This is a genomic window from Streptomyces sp. NPDC006544 (genome assembly GCF_040611715.1).
Taxonomy (GTDB): domain Bacteria; phylum Actinomycetota; class Actinomycetes; order Streptomycetales; family Streptomycetaceae; genus Streptomyces.
Genome location: NZ_JBEXOV010000004.1, coordinates 1 through 17,762, shown reverse-complemented (window position 1 = coordinate 17,762; position 17,762 = coordinate 1). Strand labels below are relative to the sequence as shown.

14 protein-coding genes are annotated in these 17,762 nt (G+C 71.3%); 8 read left to right on the top strand and 6 right to left on the bottom strand.

Features of this window, described 5'->3' with window-relative positions; all coding sequences use genetic code 11:
* Window positions 1-163 precede the first annotated feature (163 nt).
* The gene (locus tag ABZY44_RS02800; protein ID WP_356649759.1) at window positions 164-1,012 is read left to right on the top strand and encodes an aldo/keto reductase; all 849 of its coding nucleotides are present in this window, start codon (window positions 164-166) and stop codon (window positions 1,010-1,012) included.
* Between the two features lie 58 nt (window positions 1,013-1,070).
* Here ABZY44_RS02800 and ABZY44_RS02795 read toward each other — a convergent pair whose 3' ends face one another.
* The 4 genes from ABZY44_RS02795 to ABZY44_RS02780 all read right to left on the bottom strand — a co-directional run bounded on the left by ABZY44_RS02795 (window position 1,071) and on the right by ABZY44_RS02780 (window position 3,788).
* On the bottom strand, window positions 1,071-1,562 hold the full coding sequence (locus ABZY44_RS02795) for a hypothetical protein (RefSeq protein WP_356649758.1): 492 nt from the start codon (window positions 1,560-1,562) through the stop codon (window positions 1,071-1,073).
* Window positions 1,563-2,355: 793 nt separating this feature from the next.
* Window positions 2,356-2,802 (bottom strand): DUF2267 domain-containing protein, encoded by a 447-nt coding sequence (locus ABZY44_RS02790; RefSeq protein WP_356649757.1) that lies wholly within the window; start codon window positions 2,800-2,802, stop codon window positions 2,356-2,358.
* Window positions 2,803-2,854: 52 nt separating this feature from the next.
* The gene (locus tag ABZY44_RS02785) at window positions 2,855-3,250 is read right to left on the bottom strand and encodes a DUF2267 domain-containing protein (protein ID WP_356649756.1); all 396 of its coding nucleotides are present in this window, start codon (window positions 3,248-3,250) and stop codon (window positions 2,855-2,857) included.
* Between the two features lie 103 nt (window positions 3,251-3,353).
* Complete coding sequence (locus tag ABZY44_RS02780; protein ID WP_356649755.1) at window positions 3,354-3,788, bottom strand: Hsp20/alpha crystallin family protein; 435 nt, start codon at window positions 3,786-3,788, stop codon at window positions 3,354-3,356.
* Between the two features lie 128 nt (window positions 3,789-3,916).
* Between ABZY44_RS02780 and ABZY44_RS02775 the strand changes: the two genes are divergently transcribed.
* Window positions 3,917-4,609, top strand: a complete 693-nt coding sequence (locus ABZY44_RS02775) for an HSP18 transcriptional regulator (protein ID WP_356649754.1) — start codon at window positions 3,917-3,919, stop codon at window positions 4,607-4,609.
* A 178-nt stretch (window positions 4,610-4,787) separates the two neighbouring features.
* Window positions 4,788-5,063, top strand: a complete 276-nt coding sequence (locus tag ABZY44_RS02770; RefSeq protein WP_356649753.1) for an isoamylase early set domain-containing protein — start codon at window positions 4,788-4,790, stop codon at window positions 5,061-5,063.
* A gap of 177 nt (window positions 5,064-5,240) precedes the next feature.
* Here the strand turns inward: ABZY44_RS02770 and ABZY44_RS02765 are convergent, their stop codons facing one another.
* Complete coding sequence (locus ABZY44_RS02765; protein ID WP_356649752.1) at window positions 5,241-8,168, bottom strand: glycoside hydrolase family 48 protein; 2,928 nt, start codon at window positions 8,166-8,168, stop codon at window positions 5,241-5,243.
* A 670-nt stretch (window positions 8,169-8,838) separates the two neighbouring features.
* Here ABZY44_RS02765 and ABZY44_RS02760 point away from each other — a divergent pair.
* Window positions 8,839-10,587, top strand: a complete 1,749-nt coding sequence (locus ABZY44_RS02760) for a glycoside hydrolase family 6 protein (protein WP_356649751.1) — start codon at window positions 8,839-8,841, stop codon at window positions 10,585-10,587.
* 383 nt (window positions 10,588-10,970) lie between these two features.
* Here ABZY44_RS02760 and ABZY44_RS02755 read toward each other — a convergent pair whose 3' ends face one another.
* On the bottom strand, window positions 10,971-12,044 hold the full coding sequence (locus ABZY44_RS02755) for a LacI family DNA-binding transcriptional regulator (RefSeq protein WP_356649750.1): 1,074 nt from the start codon (window positions 12,042-12,044) through the stop codon (window positions 10,971-10,973).
* Window positions 12,045-12,459: 415 nt separating this feature from the next.
* Here ABZY44_RS02755 and ABZY44_RS02750 point away from each other — a divergent pair, with 415 nt between their 5' ends.
* The 4 genes from ABZY44_RS02750 to ABZY44_RS02735 all read left to right on the top strand — a co-directional run bounded on the left by ABZY44_RS02750 (window position 12,460) and on the right by ABZY44_RS02735 (window position 17,609).
* On the top strand, window positions 12,460-13,821 hold the full coding sequence (locus ABZY44_RS02750; protein ID WP_356649749.1) for an ABC transporter substrate-binding protein: 1,362 nt from the start codon (window positions 12,460-12,462) through the stop codon (window positions 13,819-13,821).
* 166 nt (window positions 13,822-13,987) lie between these two features.
* Window positions 13,988-15,073: a sugar ABC transporter permease gene (locus ABZY44_RS02745; protein ID WP_356649748.1), complete on the top strand. Its 1,086-nt coding sequence runs from the start codon at window positions 13,988-13,990 to the stop codon at window positions 15,071-15,073.
* 4 nt (window positions 15,074-15,077) lie between these two features.
* Window positions 15,078-15,971, top strand: coding sequence for a carbohydrate ABC transporter permease (locus tag ABZY44_RS02740; protein WP_356649747.1), 894 nt, complete (start codon window positions 15,078-15,080; stop codon window positions 15,969-15,971).
* A 195-nt stretch (window positions 15,972-16,166) separates the two neighbouring features.
* Window positions 16,167-17,609, top strand: a complete 1,443-nt coding sequence (locus ABZY44_RS02735) for a GH1 family beta-glucosidase (RefSeq protein ID WP_356649746.1) — start codon at window positions 16,167-16,169, stop codon at window positions 17,607-17,609.
* Window positions 17,610-17,762: the final 153 nt, after the last annotated feature.

Here is a 17,762-nt window from a genome sequence, read left to right as displayed (position 1 = left end):
TGGAGCACCGGCCGTGAGGAACCGCCCCGCGGCGGGTACCGATGGACGCGTCCCGGACGCGACCGTCCGTCCCGCTCCGCGCTCCGCTCCGCTCCGAACGCGCCCGGCAGCCGGCCGGGCTCCCCTCCCCCACACTCACACCGAGCTGCGTAAGGAACCCCGCATGCGCAACGTCACCCTGAACAACGGCGTCGAGATGCCCGTCCTCGGTTTCGGCGTCTACCAGATCCCGGCCGAGGAGACCGAGCGGGCCGTCGGTGACGCCCTCGCCGCCGGCTACCGCTCGCTGGACACCGCCGCCGCCTACGGCAACGAGGAGGCCGTCGGCCGTGCGATCCGGTCCAGTGGGATCGCTCGCCGGGAACTGTTCGTCACCACCAAACTGTGGGTCTCCGACGCCGGCGAGGACAAGGCCAGGCGCGCCTGCGAGACCTCGCTGCGCAAGCTCGGCCTCGAGCAGCTCGACCTGTACCTGATCCACCAGCCCTACGGCGACGTCTACGGTTCCTGGCGTGCCATGGAGAGCCTGCAGCGCGAGGGCCTGGTCCGGGCGATCGGCGTCTCGAACTTCCACGGCGACCGGCTCGTGGACCTGATCGACCACAACGAGGTCACCCCGGCGGTCAACCAGGTCGAGACCCACCCCTTCTACCAGCGCACCGCCGACCAGGAGCTCATGCGCGAGCGCGGCGTGCAGATCGAGTCCTGGGGGCCCTTCGCGGAAGGCCGCAACAACCTCTTCACCGACCCGGTGCTCGCGAAGACCGGGGCCGCGCACGGCAAGTCGGTGGCGCAGGTCGTGCTGCGCTGGCTCGTCCAGCGGGGCGTCGTGGTCATCCCCAAGTCGGTCCGGCCCGAGCGCATGGCGGAGAACCTCGACGTCTTCGACTTCGAGCTCACCGCCGAAGAGATGGCGTCCCTCGCCGCCCTGGACACCGGGGCGTCGCTGTTCTTCGACCACCGCGACCCCGCCATGGTCAGCCGGCTCGGCAGCCACGTCCTGGGGGACTGAGCCGCAAGGGGCACACGGCAAGGCCATGGACCGTCACCTTCCGAGGGCGACCGACTCCTCAGGAGGAGGCGAATCGGGTCACGCCGGTGATCCGGCACGTGACGGGGGCATCCACGTGCGCGAGGCTCTGGGCTCGGTCGTGGGCGACCTGTCCGGGGGCCAGGTGCGTGATGGCGGTGTGGGCTTCGGTGAGGCGCTCTCCCGACGGCCCGACGAACTCCACGGCGACGGTGTAGTCGCTCGGTTCGCTGCTGCGGTTCGTGACGTCGAGATCGGCGCGGGGCCACTGCGTATCGGCGTCCACCGTGCAGCCGGTGAGCTTCACGTCCCCCGTGGGCCCGTCGGGACCGTCGCGGTGCGGGTCGTCCACGTGGGCCACGAGCGCGAGGAAGGCGATGAGGGCGATCACCCCGAGGAGCGCGACCGCCCCGACGACCAGCGCGACGACCAGACACGTCCGCGACGTCCGCGGCGGCTGCGACGGCTGGGATGCCCGGGCGCCCCAGCCATCGCCGGGGGAAGGAGGCTGTGGACCCGACGGCATCGCCATTGCTTCACCTCTGTCGTACGGCTACCTCCACGGTGCTCCGTATCCGAGGCACCGGCACGTCGGCGGCCGCGCGACCACGGCGGGCTTCTTCACGACGACCCGCCGGCCGGGGCCGGCACCGCGGGACGGTACGCGTCGCGTCCCCGGACGCACGGAGGGGCCCTGGTGCCTGTGGCGCCAGGGCCCCGAAGGAACGTACGGCTCGTCCACTGCCACCCGCGTCATCTGCGGCACCGCCCGCGGCGACCCCTGATCACGGCGGGCGGGCGTCCGGCAGGTCCTCGGGGGCCGTCGCCGTTCCGGTCAGGGGCATCAAGTACCCGTTGGCACAGTCACCGGCCCGCTGGTGGTCGATCTCCCAGTCCCGGCCGCCGGCCGTGCCGGATGCCGAACTGGTGGCGTATAGGGGCTGCCGACAGGAACGGCACCAGTAGAAGCTCCCCCTCCTCACGCCGCCTCCCGGTGTGGGGACGGGGCAGCAGGGCGAACCGCTCGCGGCGGGGGGCCGTGCGGCGGGGCTCCGGGTGGAGTGAGGTGGGGGCGGGGCCCCGAAAAACGGAATCTTTCATTCACGCCAGCTGAAACGATCCGGCACCACCGGCGTCACCCTCGTCTCAGGTCTTCCCCTCGCATGGAGCCGAGGTCCAGGCCACTGGAGCAGGCCCGATGCCGGCCCCGCGGCCGACACGCCGTACCCCCTCCTCTCCGCCGTCGGCCGACGGCGGCGACGGCAGCCGCGGCCCACGGCGCGGGGGCGGAGACGGAGGCGAGGAGGGGCGGGGGCGGGGGCGGGTCAGGCGGCCACGGGCTGGGGCCGGAGCAGTTGCGCCTGCCCGAAGAGGAGGGCGTAGCCGTCGGGGAGCTGCCGCAGGATGCGGGAGAGGAGATCGGGCCCCGCGAGGGCGGAGACCGGCGCGAGGACGGCGCCGGTGTCCCAGCGGGCGGTGGCCGGCGTGCCGCCGGTCCGGGCCGCGAGGTCCTTGACGAACTCCCATCCGGTGAGGCGTCCGGTGTCGGGGACCGACGCGGTCAGGGCGAGGGCCGCCTCGACGGGCAGGAGGCGGGCGAGGTCGACGCGTTCATCGCCGGTCAGCTGCCGGCCCAGCGCGGTGAGGACCGCACGGACGGCTGCCTCGGCGTGCTCCGGTGTGGGGTACGCGCCCTCGTAGCGGACGCGTTCGAGCAGTTGGTGGTACGTCATGGCCACGAGGGAGCGTTCCGGGCCGCTCTGGTCGTACATGACGCCGTCCTTTCCTGGTGGGTTGCGGATGGGGCTCGGCCGACGCGTGGGTTCAGGTGGGCTGGGGGTGGCCGAAGAGGAGGTCGTAGCCCGGAGGGAGCTGGAGCAGGACCTCGCGGACGAGGATGTCGCCCGCGGCGGCGGCCACCGTGGACAGGACGGCTCCGATGTCCCACAGGGCCGTCTTCTCGGTGGCGCCGTCGATCCAGGCCGCCGTCGCGCGGACGAAACGCTCCGCGGAGAGCGGCTCCGCGGCCTGGAGGGGGTTGAGGAGGATCAGGGCGTAGGTCTCGGGCAGCCGGGCCGCGAGCTGGGCGCGGACGGTGCCGACGAGGTGGGCTCCCAGCAGGGCCAGGACGACGCGGGCCGCCCGTTCGGCTTCCACGGGACTCGGGTACTCGCCGCGTTCCTGCACATGGGCCAGGAACGACTCCCGGCGCATCGACATCACGTCACCTCCGGAGACGGGGAAACGAGAACAGCGGCGGGGACCGGGGTCCGGAGGAAGAGGAAGCCGGCTCCCCCGGTCCTCCGCCGCTGGTACGGGCCGCTCAGCCCGAGATCTGCTTGCGGTCGGACTCGCCGCTGATGGTGATCTTGCGCGGCTTGGCGCGCTCGGCGATCGGGATGCGCAGGGTCAGTACGCCCGCGTCGTAGTCGGCCTCGATGCGCTCGGTGTCGAGGGTGTCGGCCAGCATGACCTGGCGGGAGAAGACACCGAGGGGCCGCTCCGAGAGTTCCATCTGCACACCGTCGGACTTCCCCGTGGGCCGGCGCTCGGCCTTGACCGTCAGCATGTTCCGCTCGACGTCGATGTCGATCGCCTCGGTGCTCACTCCGGGGAGGTCGAAGGCGATCACGTACACGTCGCCCTGGCGGTAGGCGTCCATCGGCATCACGGACGGCTTCGACCACGTACCCGACGTACCCGACAGCTGCTGGACGATCCGGTCCATCTCGCGGAACGGGTCAGTGCGCATCAACATCGCGAAACACCTCCACTTGGTTCAGGCAGAAACTGCCAATGCGCTTCAACGTGCTTCCGTTGTAACATGTCATCGAAGCGATGACAAGCAGGATGTCACCCAGAGGGTGACAGAGCAGGGAGTGCCCCATGAACGAGTACGCCCCGACGGCGCCGCAGGTCTCCTTCCTCGCGGCGGCCGCGGCGCTGGAGGCCATCGATCAGGCCGTCAGGACCGCGCACCGAGCATCCGCGGAACCGCCGCAGGCCGCTACGCCGACAGCCGCGTCGGCGGCCACGGAGCCCGCGCGGGACGCGGGCCCGGACCCGGCCCTGGCCACCCTGCTGCTGCTGCGCGAGGTCCGTGAGCAGCTCGCCGGCTGGGAGACCGGGCTCATCGAGACCGCCCGCGGGCGGGGCGCGAGCTGGGCCGACCTCGCCGGCCCCCTCGGGGTCGCCAGCCGCCAGGCCGCCGAACGGCGCTACCTCCGGCTGCGCCCCGGCGCCGACGGAAGCACCGGTGAGCAGCGCGTCCAGGCCACGCGCGACACCCGCGCGGCCGACCGCTCCGTGACCGCCTGGGCCCGTGACAACGCTGCCGACCTGCGCCGGCTCGCCGGTCAGGTCACCTCCCTGACCGGCCTCCCCGCCGATGCCGAAGGCGCCGTCGGCGACCTGAACCTGGCCCTCGCCGACAGCGACGCCGCCCGCCTCGTGCGCCCGCTGACCGACACCCGCGCCCACCTGCGGCCCGAGGACTCCGAGCTCGCCGAACGCATCGACACCCTGACCCGGCACGCGGACCAGCTCCGCCGGGACACCCGAGATCAGCGCAACGCCTGATCCGGCTCCGCGTCCCCGCCCGCTCGCCGGTGGAGGGGCCCCGGCTCGCGAGCAGGCCGGTGCGGAGACCGGCCGGGTGAGATCCGGCCGCCGGCGGCCGTGTGGCACCGCGCCGGGCTCCCGCAGCGGCGAGGATGCACGGGCTCGTTCCCTTTCCCTTCGCGGCTGGAGTCCTCCCGTGCTCGAACGCAAGCAACTGAAGAACCGGGCCCAGGTCACCTTCGTCCTCCCCGAGGACAGTCCCCCCGGCCCGGTCAGCGTGGTGGGAGACTTCAACCACTGGAATCCCGCCGCCCACCCCCTTCAGCCGCGCGGCGACGGCACCCGCACCGCGACCGTCACCCTCCCCCGGCACGGCGCGCACTCCTTCCGCTACCTCGCCGCGGACGACCACTGGTTCGACGACGAGCAGGCCGACAGCCACGACGGCACCAACGGCCGCCTCCACACCTGATCCGCCTGATGTACCCGATCCGACTGACCCACCTGATCCACCTGATCGCCTGATCCCTTGTCCCGGCCACCGGCCCGCACGGGTGGGGCGAAAGCCTGGGCGCGTCAAGGCCGGGCAGGCCCTCGCGGGCTGCCCGGCCTCGTCGTACGCGTCGCCGTCTCCCGGCGGGGCGCCCTGCTATTCGAGCAGTTCCGCGTACGAACCCATGGCCAGGGCGATGTCCGCCTGGGCCCAGAACCGGTGGTAGGTGAAGACGGGCGCGGCGCCGCCCGCGAGGTAGGCCTCGACCTTCGGCCAGGCCGGGTCGTTCTTGTAGAAGCCGCGGATCGAGGCGAAGGTGGACGAGGAGTTCACCGCGTCGCCGTTCGGCATCTTTCCGGTCCACGTGCTGGGCACGTACACCGGGTCGTTGAAGCGCTTGTAGTCGGTCCGGGTCTCCTGGACGGAGAGGCCCAGCGGATCCTGGTGGTGGGCCCACATGCCGTCGAGCAGGGCCTTGGCCACCCGCTTGGCCTCGGCGTTCCCGGACTTGGCGGCGTAGTAGGTCAGGGTCTTGGCGTACGCGGCGGCCACGCCCACGTCGTCGGTGTAGTCGGCGACGGTGACGTGCAGGCCCGCGTTGGCGCCGGGCGCCGACGCGTTCCAGGTGTCGGGGGCGCCGGACCACTTGAGGGTGGAGGGGATCCGGTAGGTGCCGTCGGGGTTGATCGTGGTCTTCGACAGGGCCCAGCCGACCCACTTGTCGAGCACGGCCTTGGCGCCCGCGTCGCCCGTCTGCTCGTAGAGCTCGGCGACCCGCTCCATGGACCAGGCCTGGAAGCCGAACCACTGGTTGGACGGCGGGTCCTGGTAAACCGGCTTCTCGTCGTAGAACAGACCGTGGAAGGTGGGGGTCCCGGCCGGGGGCTGTGCGTAGCGCCCCTGCCAGCTGTTGGTGGCGCCGCCCGCGATGGCGCCCTCGTCGGACTGGAGCCAGCGGTAGAACTCCAGCTGCCGGTCGAGGCTGGTCGCCCAGTCCGTGGCGCCGGTCGGCGACTTGGGCTTCAGCGGGGCGTACTCGCTGAGCGCGTAGGCCGCGAGCGGGTTCTGGTAGCCGCTGTGCGCGTGGCTGGAGCCGATCCGCCAGGACCAGCCGGCCGCGGTGTCGGTGGCGCCGCCCCAGGCGTAGTACCAGGACATCAGGTAGTGCGCGCTGTCCTTGCCGGTGCCGGCGGGGCAGACGGTCGGGCCGACGCAGTTCCCGGCCTTCTTGAAGTACTTGTCGAACATGGAGTACCGCAGGTAGTCGCCCATCTTGGCCGCCTTGGAGACGGTCGCGGTGACCTGGGTTCCCTTGCCCTGTTCCTTCGCCCAGACATCCGCCCAGTAGGCGGCCTGGATGGCGCGCGCGTCGGCGTCCGGGGCATCGGTGAACTTCCACTGCTTGGCGTAGGAGGCGTCCCCGGTGAAGAGGTCGAGGTAGCCGTTCTTGCCTCCGTAGGTGAAGTTGTCGCAGGTGGGGTGCGGCACGGTCTCCCAGACCGATTCCTCGGGTCCGCGCTGGAAGGTGTTGATGTACGAGGGCCCGGTCGCGGTCGGTCCGGCGGAGCACTTTCCGGGCTCGTTGCCGTAGCCGTAGACGTTGTCGACGTCCTGGAGCCAGTGCATGCCGTAGATGTCGTCCGTGCCGTACGCGCTCTTCAGCTCACCGGCGATCGGGTCCGCGCCGGCGGCGACTCCCCCGTCGAGCTTGGCCGGGTACTGCGAGGGGAGGTCCTGCTCGGGCGCGTAGGTGGCGGGCTTGGAGGCGTTGTAGGAGCCGGTCGTCGGCTGGTCGGCATGGGTGGGGATCATGAACTTCTCCATGGTCTCCCACGCACCGTTGAACTTGGTCCAGTCCCCGGTGATCTTCCCGTACATCGCCTGCAGCCAGATCAGATAGCTGTAGGCCTCCGAGGTCGTCTCGTGCCCCTGGTCCGGGGCCTCCACGATCAGCGTCTCGACGGAGTGGTACGGGATGCCCTCGGGCGAGAAGTAGCCGTTCGCCGGGTTGGTGATCTTCCCGTAGAGGTCGAGGAAGCGAGCGTCGTACGTGGAGTCGGCGGCCAGTTCGGCGACCGTCACCTCGGCCTTCGCGTGGCCGGGGGCGGTCACGGTGAAGACGGCGGATCCGCTGCCGGTGGTCCCGGCGGTGACCGTCACCTTCTGGGCGGTGTTCCAGTTCGCCGGGGTGAACGTGAGCGTGGCGGGTGCCGCCGAGAGGTCGGTGTTGCCCGAGGTGCGGGCCACGGCCACCGTGACATTCGCGGCCGGCTGCTTGGAGAGCTTCAGGTCGAAGGTGCCCGTCTCCCCGCGGCGTACGGAGAGCTGCGCGGGGGTGGCGACGAGCGCGGGGCCCGCAGCGACGGAGATGCCGACGGGGGCGGACTCGGCGGAGGCCCCGAGGCTGTCGTAGGCCTTGGCGTAGAGGGAGTGGGAACCGGCGGCGAGGCCGGTGGCATCCAGGGTGAAGGGCGCCGTGGTGTCCGTGCCCAGGAGCGTGGTGTCGCTGTAGAACTCGACCTTGCCCACGGTGGCGCCGTCGGCCGCGGCGGCGGTGGCGGCTAGCGGGACGGGAGTACCCGCCGTGTAGACGGCGCCCGCGGTGGGGCTGGTCAGGACGGCGACCGGGGGCTGGTGGGCTCCGGTGCACGGGGTGCCGTTGACGGCGAAGGAAGTGGGGGCGGCGTTGGTCCCGCTGTAGCTGAACTGGGCGCCGGCGGTGACGGCCGCGCCGGCGGCGACGGTCTTGCTCCAGTCCGGGGCCGCGACGCGGACGCTCTTGCCGGACTGGGTCCAAACGCCGTTCCAGCCGTTGGTCAGCTGCTGGTTGCCGGAGTAGTCGTAGGTGAGGGTCCAGCCGTCGAGTGCGGTCGTGGACCGGTTGGTGAGGGTGAGTTCGGTGGTGAAGCCCGAACCCCAGTCGTTGTTGATCTTGTAGTCGACGCTGCACTGCACCGCTGCTGCCGCGGCGGTGGTGGCGCCGACGGCCGTGAGGCCCATGGGGAGGGAGAGGGCCACGGCCGTGGCGGACGCGGTCAGCAGTTTGCGTCGTCCGCGGAATCTGGGCGGGGGATGTGACGACATGCGGATGGTTCTCCTCGCGGCTCGGGGAGACGGGATGGGAGGAGCGGTCTGCGCACAAGCTCTGAACCAGTGGGAGCGCTCCCACTGTGCATACGTGGCGTGACGGCGTCAAGACGTGTGAAGAGTCGAAAGCAATCTGCGAGGAATTTACTCAACTCCTCTTTTGATCGGCGGCACTTGGCGCTACGGTCTGGCCCCAACCAGTGGGAGCGGTTCCATCATTCGGTGCGCCGTCAGGGCGCACCTCGCTGCAAGACCCGCCCACCACCCCCCGCGCCTGTCAGCACTGCTCGGCGGAGCAGCGCCGACCTCGTGCGACGGCGGTACCCGGCGGCATCGGCCACGACGTCGCCGGCACGCAGGACCTGGTGCAGGCCGTGCAGGCGACCGGGGCCCGCAGTTTCCTGCCGGTCCCCGGGATCGCCTACAACGACCCGAGCCAGTGGCTCACCCGTTCCCCCACCCCCGCCCCGGTCGCGGACCGGGTCCCCCGGTCACGGGCGAGAGCGGCGAGCACACCGGACACGCGTTCATCGACCGCGCCGCGGCCCGGTTCCGACGACCGCACCCGCTCCGTACGACGGCACCCCTCCGCACCACGGCACTCCCCCCCGATCGGCACCGGGTGCGCGACCGCCTGCGCGCCCTGAACTGAAAGGCACCCCACGAAATGAGCCGCACCATCCCCCGCACCGCCCTGCTGGCGGCCCTCAGCCTCGTCACGGCCGCCGGCGCCACGGCCACGGCGTTCGGTACCAGCACCGGCGCCGCCACCACCGGCTGCAAGGTCGAATACCAGATCTCGAACCAGTGGAACACCGGCTTCGGCGCCAACGTGATCGTCACCAACACCGGCGACCCGGTCGCCTCCTGGACCCTGGAATGGTCCTACGCCAACGGCCAGCAGGTCACCCAGGGCTGGAACGCCACCATCACCCAGTCCGGGGCCGCGGTGACCGCGAAGAACGTGTCCTACAACGGGGCGCTGGCCACGGGCGGTTCGACGTCCTTCGGGTTCAACGGCTCGCACAACGGCACGAACGCCGTCCCCGCGACCTTCAAGCTCAACGGCGTCACCTGCAACGGCGCCACCGACCCGACCCAGCCCCCCACCACACCCCCGACGACCCCGCCCACCACGCCGCCCACCACACCTCCGCCCACCGGCAACAAGGTCGACAACCCCTACGCCGGCGCCAAAATGTACGTGAACCCCGAGTGGTCCGCCCACGCCGCCGCCGAACCGGGCGGCAGCAGGGTGGCCAACCAGCCCACCGCCGTCTGGCTGGACCGCATCGCCCTCGTCACGGGCACCAGCGGCACGATGGGTCTGCGCGACCACCTCGACGCGGCCCTGACACAGAAGGGCAGCGGCGAACTCGTCGTCCAGCTGGTGATCTACAACCTCCCCGGACGGGACTGCTCCGCGCTCGCCTCCAACGGCGAACTGGGCCCGACCGAGATCGACAAGTACAAGACGCAGTACATCGACCCGATCGCCTCGATCCTCCGCGAAGCCAAGTACGCGGGGCTGCGGATCGTCACCACCGTCGAGATCGACTCACTGCCCAACCTCGTCACCAACGTCTCCGGACGCCCCACCGCCACCCCCAACTGCGACGTCATGAAGACCAACGGCAACTACATCAAGGGCGTCGGCTACGCCCTGAACAAACTCGGCTCGATCCCCAACGTCTACAACTACGTCGACGCCGGCCACCACGGCTGGCTCGGCTGGGACGACAACCTCGGCGCCTCCGCCGAGATGTTCAAGCAGGCCGCGACCGCCGAGGGCTCCACGCTCGCCAACGTGCACGGCTTCATCGTCAACACCGCCAACTACAGCGCCCTGAAGGAGAACAACTTCACCATCGACGACTCCGTCAACGGCACCTCCGTGCGCCAGTCGAAGTGGGTCGACTGGAACCGCTACACCGACGAGCTGTCCTACGCCCAGGGCATGCGCACCAAGCTGATCTCCCTCGGCTTCGACCCCGGCATCGGCATGCTCATCGACACCTCCCGCAACGGCTGGGGCGGCACCGCCCGCCCGACCGGCCCCGGCGCGCTGACGAGCGTGGACACCTACGTCAACGGCGGCCGCTACGACCGCCGCATCCACCTCGGCAACTGGTGCAACCAGTCCGGCGCCGGACTCGGCGAACGACCCCAGGCGGCCCCCGCCGCCGGCATCGACGCCTACGTGTGGATCAAGCCCCCGGGCGAATCCGACGGCGCCAGCAAGGAGATCCCCAACAACGAAGGCAAGGGCTTCGACCGCATGTGCGACCCCACCTACACCGGCAACGCCCGCAACGGCAACAGCATGTCCGGATCCCTCCCCGACGCACCCCTCGCAGGACAATGGTTCTCCGCCCAATTCCAAGAACTCATGAAGAACGCCCACCCCGCACTCTGACCCACCCCCGATGAGCCGACAGCCCGGAGCCGTGCGGAACTGTCCGTTCCGTACGGCGCCGGGCGACGGGCGTCGGCCGTCGGCCGTCGCCCGTCGGGCCCATCCGCGGGGACGGCGCGGACCGGGCCGCCCTACTCCGCCGCCCGGTGCGGCGGGTCGCCGGCCCGGAGCGGTCCTGGCGGGCCGGCTCTGCGGCCGGAGCGGGCCTGCCGCCCGCTCCGGTACGCCTCCGCCCAGCGGCTCCCGTCCGGAAACTCTCGGCTCGCGGGCGATACGCCGGCGTCCGGCGACTCCCGCCCGGAGCCCGTCGGCGCGTGGGCGGTTCCCGCCCGGAGCCGGTCAGCGCGCAGCCCCGTTCTCCGCCGGACGGAGGCGGCCCGCGGTCAGGAGGAATCGCGCACGACGAGCTCCGTCGGGAGGACCCGGCGCGGCTCCTCGCTCCTTGCCCGCGTGCGGGTGGAGCCGGCTCCGGACTCCTCCGCGATCTTCTGGAGCAGCAGTCTGGTCATCGTGCGGCCCATCTCCTCGATCGGCTGGCGCACGCTGGTCAGGGGCGGGTCCATCAGGCGGGCCACCGCCGAGTCGTCGACCCCGACGAGGGCCACGTCCTCGGGAATCCGACGCCCGGCCTCGCGCAGCACACCGCGCGCACCGGCCGCCATCACGTCGGAGGCGGCGAAGACCGCGTCCAGACCCGGGTTGCGAAGCAGGAGCTCGCGCATCGCCAGCCTGCCGCCCTCCTCCGTGAAGTCACCGGCCGCCACGAGCGACTCGTCGGGCGCGATACCCGCCTCGGCGAGCCCCGCACGGTAGCCGCCCACGCGCGCGCGGGCCACGTACATGTCGAGCGGCCCGCTGATGGTCGCGATCCTGCTCCTGCCCCGCCCCACGAGGTGGGCGACGGCCGCCCGGCCCGCACCGACGTTGTCGGAGTCCACATAGGCGACGGGCTCGGCCTCGGAGCGCCGGCCGTTCATGACGACCGGCAGCCCCAGCTGCGCGATCCGGTCGGGCAGCGGGTCGTCCCCGTGGACGGATGCCAGCAGTACGCCGTCGACCCGCTGGGCCGCCAGATAGTGCTCGAAGCGCTGCCGCTCCGCCTCGGTCCGCACCAGGGTGAGGAGCAACTGCTTGTCCGCTTCCGCCAGTTCGGCACTGACCCCACGAATCAGGTCGAGGAAGTACGGCTCCGCGAACAGCCTGGCCTCGGTTTCCGGAATGACGAGGGCGACCGCGTCGGTGCGGTTGCCGGCCAGGGCCCTGGCCGCCTGATTGGGCACGTACCCGAGCTCCTCGACGGCGCGGGCGACGGCCGTCCGGGCCTGCTCGCTGACCCGCGGCGACCCGTTGATGACCCGGGAGACCGTGCCCCGGCCGACGCCGGCCAGGGCCGCGACCTCCTCCAGGGTGGGCCTGCCGTTCTGCCGTCCGCTCACGTAACTCCCCTCGTACGCCATCGCACTTGGTGCCGGGCAAGCCGGCCCGGTCGGCTGAACAGGTAAGACGCTCGATCCCGCCCCCCGTCCGCCGCGGAACACGGTACGCCGACGGAGAGATGGGAGCGCTCCCACATTACCTTCGATCCCCTCCCGATGCCATGGCCGTGTTCACCGTCCGACGGGACACACGCCGGAACGGTGCACGGATCTGCGCCGGAGGGCGCTGTGTAATGAATTCGCGTTCATCTCTTGACACCCACACCCGCCAGGCAGCAACCTTCCGGCAGCGACGTGGGAGCGCTCCCATTCAGGGGATGCGACAAGGCCTCCACATCCGGCCGGGGCGGGCCCTCGCCGAGCCGCGAACAGCCCGCCGGACCCTGGCGCACGACCCTGGCGCACAACGAGCACCACCTTGGACGAGGAGAGTGGAATGCGCACTTCCAGCAGCAGACGCGGACACGGACACGGACGCCGTACCGCGAGCACCGCGATCGCCGCGGCCGTCGCCGTCGTGACCGGCGCCGCCTTGCTCACCGGTTGCGGCGGTGACGACGGCGGCGACGACGGTGCCGCGGGTGGCGAGCAGATCACGCTGCGGATCGGGACCTTCGGTTCCTTCGGCTACGACAACGCCACGGGGGCCAAGCTCTACGCCGAGTACGAGAAGGCGCACCCGAACATCAAGATCGAGGAGTCGAACGTCGCCGACGGGCAGAAGTACTGGGACACGCTCAAACTGCGTCTCTCCCGCGACAGCGGCCTCGCGGACATCCAGGCCCTCGAGGTGGGTTACATCGCGGAGGCGACCGGTCCCGCCCTGGCGGACAAGTGGGCCGATCTCGGCAAGACGGGCGGGGCGGACCTCGGCGCGTTCCTCGACTGGAAGGTCAAGCAGGCCACCACGGGCGACGGCAAGGTCATCGGCCTCGGTACGGACATCGGTCCGATGGCCATCTGCTACAACAAGGACCTCTTCACCAAGGCCGGACTGCCGACCGACCGCGCCGAGGTCGCCAAACTCTGGGCGGGCGACTGGGCGAAGTTCATACAGACCGGCGAGACGTACAAGAAGAGCGCCCCGGAAGGGACCTCCTTCCACGACTCGGCGAGCGGTCTGTTCAACGCCGTGGTCTCCAGCGAGCCGGTGCAGTACGCCAACGCCAAGGGCGAGCTGGACTACCAGAACAGCCCCGGCGTGAAGAAGGCCTGGGACACCGCCGTGGCGGCGGCCCAGGGCGAACTGACGGCGAAGCTGCGTCAGTTCGATGAGAAGGGCAGCTGGAACGCGGCCTTCAAGAACTCGAAGTTCGCCACGGTGGCCTGCCCGAGCTGGATGACGGGCATCATCAAGGAACAGGCCGGCCCGGAGAACCAGGGGAAGTGGGACATCGCCGCGCCGCCCGTGGCCGGGAACTGGGGCGGCTCCTTCCTCGCCGTTCCGAAGTCGGGCAAGCACGCCAAGGAGGCGGCCGAGCTCGCCGCCTGGCTCACCGCCCCGGCGCAGCACTCCAAGGTGTTCGGCGTGAACGGCAACATCCCCTCCTCCAAGGACACGCTCACCTCGCCGGCGGTGCAGGACGCCAAGCTGGCGTACTTCGGCGACACCCCGGTCGGCAGGATCTACTCGGAGGCCGCGGCCGGCATCTCGCCCGCCCCGATCAGCCGGTGGGACGGACAGGTGAAGACCTTCCTCACCGACAACGGCATCCTCGACATCGAGCAGCGCGGCACCGACCCGGTGAAGGCCTGGGAGAACGTCAAGAAGCTGGTCGACGACAAGATCGACCAGTAGCGGGGGCAGCGTGACGGCCCGCCGCCACCCGCCGCCTCCCCGCGGGTGGCGGCGGGCCGTCGCCGTCCGCACCACCGCACCTCCGCCCCCCTCCGCCACACCTCCCCCGCACCTCCGAGTCACCAGCACCGCACCACCGCACGCATCGACCTGGAAGGACGCCCCCGTGGCCACCTCCGTACGGGCGACCGGCGGCGGCTCCCCGCCGCCCGCCGCCCAGCCCCCGGGCCCCAGCGCCGGCACCGCCTCCGGCCCCCGCAAGCAGCGGCCCTCCGGCCGGAGCGGCTGGCGCAGCACGCTCTACCGCCTCGATCTGAAGGCGATCCCCTACGTCTTCATCGGCCCCTTCTTCCTCACCTTCGCGGCCTTCGGCCTCTTCCCCCTGATCTACACGGGCTGGCTCTCGCTCCACCGGGTGGAGCTCGGCGGCAGCCCCCAGTGGAGGGGACTGGACAACTACAGTTCCCTGGCGACCAGCGAGTTCTTCTGGAACGCACTCGCCAACACCTTCACCATCGGCGTGATCTCGACCGTTCCCCAGCTGCTGCTGGCCCTCGGTCTGGCCCACCTGCTCAACTACAAGCTCCGCGGGCGGGGGTTCTTCCGCGTCGCGATCCTCGCCCCGTACGCCACCTCGATCGCCGCGGCGACGCTCGTCTTCGCGCAGTTGTTCAACACCGACTACGGTCTGATCAACACGGTCCTCGGCTGGGCCGGCTTCGATCCGGTCGCCTGGGAGTCCTCCAAGTGGCCGGCCCAGATAGCGATTTCGGTGATCGTGACCTGGCGCTGGACGGGCTACAACGCGCTCATCTACCTGGCGGCGATGCAGGCCGTACCGCAGGACCTCTACGAGGCCGCGGCGCTGGACGGGGCTTCGCGCTGGCGCCAGTTCCTCAGCGTCACCATCCCCTCCATCCGGCCGACGATCCTCTTCACCGTCATCGTCTCCACCATCGGCGCCACCCAGCTCTTCGGCGAGCCGATGCTCTTCGGCGGCAGCGTCGGCATCAGCGGCGGCAGCGGCAACCAGTTCCAGACGCTGAGCCTGCTCATGTACGAGAAGGGCTGGGTGACCGGCGCGCTGGGCCAGGCCTCCGCCATCGCCTGGGTCATGCTGCTGCTCCTGCTGCTCATCGGCGGCCTCCAGGCGCTGGTCTCCCGTTCGAACCGCAAGCGCAACGACCACCGCGACCGCCGCGGCGCCACCCGTGGCAGCCACGGCCGCGACCGCGAGAACCCGGGGAGCTGACCTCATGGCTCACACACTCGACACGACCTCCGCCAAGGCCCCGCGCGTGCTGCGCCTGCGGCCGTCGGCGGGCCGTCAGCACCACGCGGGTCCCCTGACGTACGTCCTGCTGGGCCTGGCCGCCCTGATCTCCCTCTTCCCGCTGTACTGGAACCTCGTCGCCGCCTCCCACTCGGGCGAGCGCGTGGTCGAGGCCCCGGCCCCGCTCCTCCCGGGCCCCCGGCTCTTCGACAACCTCTCCTTCGCCTGGAACCAGGTCGACATGGGCGAGGCGCTGGTCAACACGACGGTCGTGGCCGGGCTCGTGGCCCTGTCCACCGTCCTGTTCTCCACCCTGGCAGGCTTCGCCTTCGCCAAACTGGCCTTCAAGGGCCGGGGCGCCCTGCTGGCCCTGGTGGTGGCGACCATGACGATCCCGCCCCAGCTCAGCGTGATCCCGCTGTACCAGATCATCACCGACCTGGGCTGGGTCGACCAGCTCCAGTCGGTCGTCCTGCCGTCGCTGGTCGCCGCCTTCGGCGTGTTCTTCATGCGCCAGTACCTCATCGAGGCCCTCCCGGTGGAGCTGGTGGAGGCGGCCCGGATGGACGGGGCGCACAGCCTGCGCATCATCTGGCACGTGGTGTTCCCGGTGGCCAGGCCCGCGATGGCGGTCCTGGGGATGCTCGTCTTCGTCCAGGCCTGGAACGACTTCTTCTGGCCGTTCATCGCGCTGACCCCCGACGGGAACCCGACCCTCCAGGTCGCCCTGGCCGGTCTCGGCGCGGGCAACCACACCGTCGACCAGGCCGTCGTGCTGACCGGTGCGCTGATATCCACCCTGCCGTTGCTGCTGGTCTTCGCCGTGCTCGGCAAGCACATCGTGGGCGGCATCACCGCCGGCGCCGTCAAGAACTGACGCCGCTCGCCGCGGAACGGCCGGACCGCCCTCCTGCCGCTCCGCCCCGTGCCCTCCCCGTGCCCTCCCCCTGCCCTTCTGTCCCTTCGGTCGTCCCTCTGCCCTTCTGTTCCTCCGCCTTCCTGTCCGCGCCCCGTCATCCGGCGCGGCTTCATCCGGCACCACTTCATCCGAATGCGTTGGGAGCGCTCTCCTATGACCGCGTCCGAGACCCGGCCCCTCACCACCGCCCGTACCTTTCCGCCCGGCTTCCTGTGGGGCACGGCCACCGCCGCGTACCAGATCGAGGGCGCCGCCCGCGAGGACGGCCGGACCCCGTCCATCTGGGACACCTTCTCCCACACCCCCGGCAAGGTCTTCGAAGGCCACACCGGTGACGTGGCCGTCGACCATTACCACCGGTTCCGCGACGACGTCCGGCTGATGTCCGAACTGGGCCTGGACGCCTACCGGTTCTCCGTCTCCTGGTCCCGGGTCCAGCCGACCGGCCGGGGCCCTGCCGTTCAGCGGGGCCTCGACTTCTACCGCCGGCTCGTCGACGAACTGCTCGCCGCCGGCATCGAGCCCGCCCTCACCCTCTACCACTGGGACCTGCCCCAGGAACTCGAGGACGCGGGCGGCTGGCCGGAGCGCTCCACCGCCGAGCGGTTCGCGGAGTACACGGGCCTCGTCGCGGACGCCCTCGGAGACCGGGTCCAGCGCTGGATCACGCTGAACGAGCCCTGGTGCAGCGCGTTCCTCGGCTACGGTTCCGGGGTCCACGCCCCGGGCCGCACCGACCCGGTCGACGCCCTGCGCGCGGCGCACCACCTCAACCTCGGTCACGGTCTCGCCGTACAGGCCCTGCGGGCCGCGCTGCCCGGGGGCGGCCAGCTCGCCGTCTCCCTCAATCTCCACGAGGTCCGCCCGCTGACCTCCTCGCCCGAGGACCTCGAGGCCGCCCGCCGGATCGACGCCGTGGGCAACCGCATCTGGCTGGGCCCGATGGTCGAAGGGGCCTACCCCGCCGACCTGTTGGCGGACACCGCGCACCTGACGGACTGGTCCTTCGTCCGGGACGGCGACACCGCCACGACCCACCAGCCCCTGGACCTGCTCGCCGTCAACTACTACACCCCGACGGTCGTCTCGCACGTCGCGAAGGGTGCGCAGAAGCCGCAGGACGACGGCCACGGCAACAGCGAGCACTCCCCCTGGCCCGGCGCCGACGACATCGCCTTCCACCGTGCCCCGGGCGAACGTACGGCGATGGGCTGGGCGGTCGACCCCGATGCGCTGTACGACCTGTTGACCCGGACCGCCGCCCGGTATCCGGGCCTGCCGCTGGTCGTCAGCGAGAACGGTGCGGCGTACGAGGACGAGGTCGGCCCGGACGGCACGGTCCACGACCCGGAACGCGCCCACTACATCCACGACCACCTCGACGCGTTGCACCGGGCGATCGAAGCCGGAGCGGACGTACGGGGCTACTTCCTCTGGTCGCTGCTCGACAACTTCGAGTGGTCGTACGGGTACGCCAAGCGCTTCGGCGCCGTCCACGTCGACTACGAGACGCTGGAGCGCACGCCCAAGTCGAGCGCGCACTGGTACGCGGCTGTGGCACGGACCGGCGAACTGCGCGCTCCCGGCGACGTGTAGCCCCTGAGGGCCGCGCCGGCGCGCGGCGAAGACGTTCCGGCGCCACGACGACCGCGGCCGGGGGCCGCCCCCCCCCGGCGCGGGCGGGGCGGCGGCCGCGGCGTGGTCCTCCGCCCCGGGCCGCGGCCCCCGGTCCCGGCCGTAGGGGGGCGC

Coding starts and splice junctions, on each gene's coding strand:
- ABZY44_RS02760 (WP_356649751.1), top strand. CDS start 8,839: ATGAGCCGCACCATCCCCCGCACCGCCCTGCTGGCGGCCCTCAGCCTC.
- ABZY44_RS02765 (WP_356649752.1), bottom strand. CDS start 8,168: ATGTCGTCACATCCCCCGCCCAGATTCCGCGGACGACGCAAACTGCTG.
- ABZY44_RS02800 (WP_356649759.1), top strand. CDS start 164: ATGCGCAACGTCACCCTGAACAACGGCGTCGAGATGCCCGTCCTCGGT.
- ABZY44_RS02775 (WP_356649754.1), top strand. CDS start 3,917: ATGAACGAGTACGCCCCGACGGCGCCGCAGGTCTCCTTCCTCGCGGCG.
- ABZY44_RS02790 (WP_356649757.1), bottom strand. CDS start 2,802: ATGTACGACCAGAGCGGCCCGGAACGCTCCCTCGTGGCCATGACGTAC.
- ABZY44_RS02795 (WP_356649758.1), bottom strand. CDS start 1,562: ATGGCGATGCCGTCGGGTCCACAGCCTCCTTCCCCCGGCGATGGCTGG.
- ABZY44_RS02735 (WP_356649746.1), top strand. CDS start 16,167: ATGACCGCGTCCGAGACCCGGCCCCTCACCACCGCCCGTACCTTTCCG.
- ABZY44_RS02740 (WP_356649747.1), top strand. CDS start 15,078: ATGGCTCACACACTCGACACGACCTCCGCCAAGGCCCCGCGCGTGCTG.
- ABZY44_RS02780 (WP_356649755.1), bottom strand. CDS start 3,788: ATGTTGATGCGCACTGACCCGTTCCGCGAGATGGACCGGATCGTCCAG.
- ABZY44_RS02785 (WP_356649756.1), bottom strand. CDS start 3,250: ATGTCGATGCGCCGGGAGTCGTTCCTGGCCCATGTGCAGGAACGCGGC.
- ABZY44_RS02755 (WP_356649750.1), bottom strand. CDS start 12,044: ATGGCGTACGAGGGGAGTTACGTGAGCGGACGGCAGAACGGCAGGCCC.
- ABZY44_RS02750 (WP_356649749.1), top strand. CDS start 12,460: ATGCGCACTTCCAGCAGCAGACGCGGACACGGACACGGACGCCGTACC.